Genomic DNA, 5,543 nt, shown 5'->3' with positions numbered 1-5,543 from the left:
GTGTGTCTGCCCCTTTGTGCGGGGCCCGCGGCCCGGGGTTAGCGGGGCGGCTTGCGGGTTGGGGGCCGCGGGCGGGGGCGGGCGGGGCGCCGGGCCGCCGCGGGGGTTGGTCCGGACCACCCGGAGCGGTTCGGCCGCGCCGTGCGCCGGAGCGTCGTGCTCCGGTCCCGTGTTCACGTGCGCCCGGCCGTGCCCCCTGGCCCGACCGGCTGCTCGGCGATTCGCTGGTGGTCGTGGGTCGGCCCGCCGTCGAGGACCCGGCGGGCCGGGGGACGCCGCCGCCTCAATCCCCGCGGGTGGCGGCGAAGTCCGGGAGGGCATGCGGATGCCCTCCCGGGCGGGGCGACGCCTTTCGGCCATCTCGCGATGCCCATGTCAAGGGCGTGCGCCCGGGCGGTCCGGGCCGGGGAGGGGGAGGCCCGGCCCGCCCGAATCCACCCCCCGACCCCGCCCCCGTCGCCGTCCTCGCCGCCTCCCCGCGCCCGGGCCCCGTCGCCTTCCCGCGCCCGACACCCGCGCCGGGCCCGTCGAAACGGAAGCGGAACCGACAACACCGGCCCCGGCAGCGCCCGGTGGTGGCACGATGTCTCCAGACGGCGCGCCGGAACGCGGGCACGCCCGGACGCGCCCACGGGCCGCCCCCGGCACCCACCCGGCCGCCCGCCCGGCGCCGGACGCGCCGCGCGAGTGCAGGTCCTCGTCCGGTGGAGGCGCGATGCGGTGGCTGACGGGCTGGAGCACGGGCACGCCCCGGCCGGGCGCGCCGGTGCACGAGGCCCTCGCCACGGTCGCCCCGATCGCCGCCCGCCCCCTGTGGACCGGCCCCAACCCGCTCTGGGCCGTGGGCGACTGGCGGCCCGAGGAGATCCGCCTGGTCACCCTCCGCCCCGGCGCCCGCCCCGTCGTCAGCACCGGCCCCACCACCCCCGACCCGGTCGAGGACACCCCCGCCACCACCCGGCTCGCCGTCCTCGGCCACTGCGGCGCCACCGACGCCGAACTCGCCGCCGGCCTCGCCGCCGCCCGCGGCGGCGCCGTCCGCCACCTCACCGCCTGGCCCGGCAGCTACACCGTCGTGCTGCGCACCGGCACCCGCTCCACCCTGCTGCTCACCGACCTCGCCGGCGCCCAGCCGGTCTTCCACACCCCCTGGGCCGGCGGCACCGCGTACGCCACCGCCGCCCTCCCGCTCGCCGACCTGGTCGGCGCCGCGCTGGACACCGGCCACCTCGCCGCCCGGCTCGCCTGCCCGGAGTCCCCCGAGGCGCTCGGCACCGGCACGCCGTACCTGGGCGTCCAGCGGGTGCCACCCGGCCACGTGCTCGCCGTCCGCGGCGGCCGCCCGTACCTCGACGCCTACGACGAGCCGCCCGGCGCCGAACAGCCCCGCGACGAGGCCCCCGCCATCCGCGAACTCACCCGCGCCCTGCTGGAGTCCGTCCGCTCCCGGGTCCGCACCCCCGCCCCGGCCACCGACCCGGCCGGGCGCTCCCGGCTCGGCGTCGACCTCTCGTACGGGACGGCCTCCGCCACCGTGGCCCTGCTCGCTGCCGCCGTGCCGCTGCCGCCGGTGTCGCCGCTGCCGGCCGGTGCTCCGGGCGCGTCGACGGGGCCGGCCGCGACCGGCGGCCGGAGCACCGCCGGGGCCAGGAGCGGCGCGGTCAAGGGCTCCTGGGCCCGGGAGGCCGCCCAGGGCCCGTCCGCCCCCGAGCAGTTGGCCGCCGTCACGCTCGGCGAGACCGAAGCGCCCACCAGCCTCGCGCTCGCCCCCGACACCCCGCGGCTGCGGCACACCGTGCTCGACCCCGGCCCCGACACCCTCCCGTACGCCGTCCTGCGCACCGACCCGCAGTCCGGCCCGCTCACCGACGAACCCGGCCCCGAACTCGTCGCCGCCGCCCGGGCCGGAGCCCGCTTCGACGCCGGCGGCACCGACCACCTCACCGGCTACGGCGCCCGCCAGGTCCTGGACGGCCACCCGGCCCGGCTCGCCGACCTGATCCGGGCCGGCCGGCCCCGCGAACTGCTGCCCCCGGTCGCCGCCCTGGCCGGTGCCGACCGGGCCGCCGCGGGCGTGCTGACCGGCGCGCTGCGCACCCCGCTCACCGTGGTCCGGGCCGCCCACCGGCTCTCCCGGGTCCGCTACGCCGAGGCACTGGACGAGGCCGCCGCCAAGCTGACCGCCCGGCACGTCCCCGACGGCGGCGGCACCGCGGGCGACCGCTCGGCCGTCGACCTCGCCTGGTGCGTCCCCGGCCCGGCCGCCCGCTGGCTCTCCGACGAGGCGCTCTCCTCGGTCGCCCTCCGACTGCGGCTGGCGGCGCGCCGACCGGCGCCCGAGGAACACCCGGGCGCGCACCGGGCCCGGCACGCCCTCTACCGCCAGGCACGCTCCTACCGCACGCTCCTGCACGCCGCCGAACGGCCCGGCCAGCGGCTGCACGCGCCCTTCCTCGACAACCAGGTGGTCCGCGCCGCCAGGCTGCTCCCCGACGACGTCCGCCTCCAGCCCGGTGCCCGGCACGCCCTCCTGCACGCCGTCCTCACCGGCGCCGGCCGCACCGACCTGCCCCCCGACTGGGGCCGCGGCCCCCGCCCCGACCGCACCGCCCCCACCCGGGCCGGCCTGCGCCTCGCCGCCGACGGCCTCGCCGAGCTCTTCGACGCCCCCCTGCTCGCCGAGGCCGGCCTCATCGACCTCCCCGCCGTCCGCGCCGGCCTCGCCCACTCCGCCGACCCCGCCACCCCGCTCTCCCCGGCCGCCCTGGCCGGCCTGGCCGACCTCGTCTCCACCGAACTCTGGCTCCGCCGCCTCCGCGCCCGCCGCCACGGCGCCTGCTGGACCGGGCTCCCCCGCCCCCAACCCCCGGCCCTCACCCCCTGACCCCCACGGGCGCCGGGCCGCCCCGCTCGTCCTGCCCTGCTCCCGTCCCGCTCCCGCCCCGCGCGCCACCCCCGACCCCGCCCGGCCCGGCGCGGCGTCGCCGGGCGGGGCAGGGGCCGGGCGGGATGATGGCGTGGTTCTGTGTCCGCGGTGAGGAGCGTGTGCGGTGGGCGGTGTGGGCCCGGGGCGGGAGGTTCCCGTGGTGCTGTCGGTGCTGGGGCGGCCGCCGACGGGCAGGCCGCCCGGGGTGCTGGCGGCCTGCGACGGGTCGGACGGTTCGCTGTGGGCCCTGGACCGGGCGATGACGGAGGCGGAGCTGTTCGGGCTTCCGCTGTACGTGCTGGCCGTGGTGAACCCGGCGCCGGCCGGCTACCCGCCGGGCATGGCGGAGCTGGTGCAGGAGAGTGTGGAGACGCTGGTCGAGAGCATGGCGGACGGGCTGCGCCGGGCGGTGGGGACGGTGCTGCGGCAGCGGGTCCGGCCGTACGAGGGGGAGCTGTCGCTGCACGTGGTGCTGGGCAACGTGATCGAGGTGCTGCTGGAGGCGTCGACCCGGCAGCACACGCTGGTGGTGGGGACCCGCGGCAACGGCGGGTTCGTCCGGCTGCTGCTGGGTTCGGTGAGCTCGGCGGCGGTGCACCACGCGGCCTGCCCGGTCCTGGTGGTCCCCGCGCCGGCCGAGGGCTGACCGTATCGCCGGGGCGCACTCAAGCGACCCCGAGGCCTTCCGGCGCGGTGTCGGGAATGTACCGAGATGGTTCATCGTTCACCTATCTCGTACATCCGCCACGAGACGCCCCTTGGAGCCCCCCGAACATGAAGGTCGAGATCTGGTCCGACATCGCCTGCCCCTGGTGCTACATCGGCAAGCGCCGCTTCGAGCAGGCCCTGGCGGACTTCCCGGGCAAGGAGGCCGTCGAGGTCGTCTACCGCCCGTACCAGCTGGTCCCCGACGCCCCGGCGACGGCGAGCCCGCACCGCGCCTGGCTGGCCGAGCGCTACGGCCCGCAGTCGGTCGCGATGGACGCGCGGGTGGCCGAGCTGGGCCTGGCCGAGGGCATCACGTACGACTTCGACGCGGCCCTGCACGCCAACACCTTCCTGGGCCACCGCCTGCTGCACCTCGCCGAGGCCGAGTACGGCGCCGAGGTGCAGGGCCGGCTCAAGGAGGCGCTGCTCAAGGCGCACTTCACCGACGGCGTGGACGTCGGCGACCGCGCCGCGCTGGCCGACGTGGCCGTCGCGGCGGGCCTGGACCGCGCGCGGGTGACGGCCTACCTGGCGGGTGAGGAGGGCACCGCCGAGGTCCGGGCGCAGCTGGCCGAGGCCCGCGAGCTGGGCATCACCGCCGTGCCGACCTTCGTGTTCGAGGGCAAGTGGGCGGTCCAGGGCGGGCAGGACGCCGAGACCTTCCGCAAGGTGCTGGCGCAGGTCGCCGCCGAGATCGGCGAGCGCCGTCCGGTACCGGTGCAGGTCGCCCCGGCCGGTGAGGCCTGCGCGGACGGTTCCTGCGCCGTCTGACGCCCGGCAGCCGAGTGACGAGGGGCCCGGGGCCCGTTCCGAGCAACCAGCCGGAACGGGCCCCGGGCCCCTTCACCGTCACCTCTCAGGCCGTCACGTGCACCGGAACCGGGCCTGTGCCCAGTCCGCGACGTTCAGCGCCGACCAGATCCCGCTCGCCGGCGTGACCACCAGCCGGATCGACTTCTGCCCGGCCAGCGGCACGTGCACCGGCACCGCGTCGTCCCCGGCGGCGAGGATCCGGGAGCGCCACAGGGTGCCGCCGTCGCCCGACTGGACGGTGAAGACCACCCCGCCGGGGCTGAGCGTGGCGTCGTCCACCCCGGCGACCGCGTCGAAGGACGTGCAGCCGCGGTTGAGGTCGATCAGCGTGGTGGCCGGCGCGTGCACGGTGATGGCGTGCCGGTGGTACTCGCCGCCGATCCAGCCGCCGTCGTGCTGCCAGAACCGGTCGCTGCCCTGCTGCCGGATGCTCGGCCCCTCGGGCGGAATCCGGTGGTGGCCGGGCTTGACCACGGGCAGCGAGTCGCCCCAGTAGTCGCTGGGCGCGGGCGGGGTGGGTGTGGGCGGGGTGGGTGTGGCGACGGTCGGTTCGGGCACCGGCGGGAGGGTCGGCGTCGGGACGACGGGGACCTCGGGCGTCGGCACCGGTGGGAGGGTCGGCACCGGGACGGCGGGTGGTGCGGGGGTGACCGCGGGTGGCTCGCTGCGCGGTGCCCGGGTGGTCGCCGGCGCCTGGCTCGCCCTGGCGCTGGGCTTGGGGCCGGGGCTGGGGGCGGCGCTCGGACTGGTCGCGGGCGGCTCCGGGGCGGCGCTGTCGGGGGCCGGGACGGGCGGTGCGGACGCGGGGGGCACCGGGGCCGGGGACGCCGGGGCGGGGGCGACCGGCGCGCTGCTGGCGGGCGGGGCGGCGGCCGGGGGCGTCGGCTCGGGGGAGCCGGTCAGCGCGTACGCGGCCACGGCGGCGGCCGCGACCGCCACGGCGGCGGCGATCCCGGCCTTGGCGGCGGTGCCGAGGCCCTCGCCGGCCAGGGCACCCGCGCCGGCCCCGCTGCCGCCGGACGCGCCGGAGGCACCGGCGGCGCCGGCCGCCCCCGCGGTTCCCGCGGACGTGCCCGAGGAGCCGGCCGCCGCGGCC

At 79.2% G+C, this 5,543-nt stretch carries 4 protein-coding genes; 3 read left to right on the top strand and 1 reads right to left on the bottom strand.

Annotation, left to right across the window (positions count from 1 at the left end; all coding sequences use genetic code 11):
- Positions 1-715 precede the first annotated feature (715 nt).
- From ACFWXO_RS43925 to ACFWXO_RS43915, 3 genes are all read left to right on the top strand, one after another.
- On the top strand, positions 716-2,884 hold the full coding sequence (locus tag ACFWXO_RS43925; RefSeq protein ID WP_380532528.1) for an asparagine synthase-related protein: 2,169 nt from the start codon (positions 716-718) through the stop codon (positions 2,882-2,884).
- A gap of 166 nt (positions 2,885-3,050) precedes the next feature.
- Complete coding sequence (locus ACFWXO_RS43920; RefSeq protein WP_375892927.1) at positions 3,051-3,572, top strand: universal stress protein; 522 nt, start codon at positions 3,051-3,053, stop codon at positions 3,570-3,572.
- A gap of 128 nt (positions 3,573-3,700) precedes the next feature.
- On the top strand, positions 3,701-4,405 hold the full coding sequence (locus ACFWXO_RS43915) for a DsbA family oxidoreductase (protein WP_380532525.1): 705 nt from the start codon (positions 3,701-3,703) through the stop codon (positions 4,403-4,405).
- Between the two features lie 93 nt (positions 4,406-4,498).
- On the opposite strand, the gene ACFWXO_RS43910 is transcribed toward ACFWXO_RS43915, so the two are convergent.
- Positions 4,499-5,543 (bottom strand): NPCBM/NEW2 domain-containing protein (locus ACFWXO_RS43910; RefSeq protein ID WP_380532522.1); only part of this gene is annotated, 1,045 nt, incomplete at its 5' end.

The sequence above is a fragment of the Kitasatospora sp. NPDC059088 genome (genome assembly GCF_042738155.1).
Classification (GTDB): domain Bacteria; phylum Actinomycetota; class Actinomycetes; order Streptomycetales; family Streptomycetaceae; genus Kitasatospora.
Note: the sequence above shows the minus strand (reverse complement) of the source record. Positions and strands in the feature narration are given on the sequence as shown.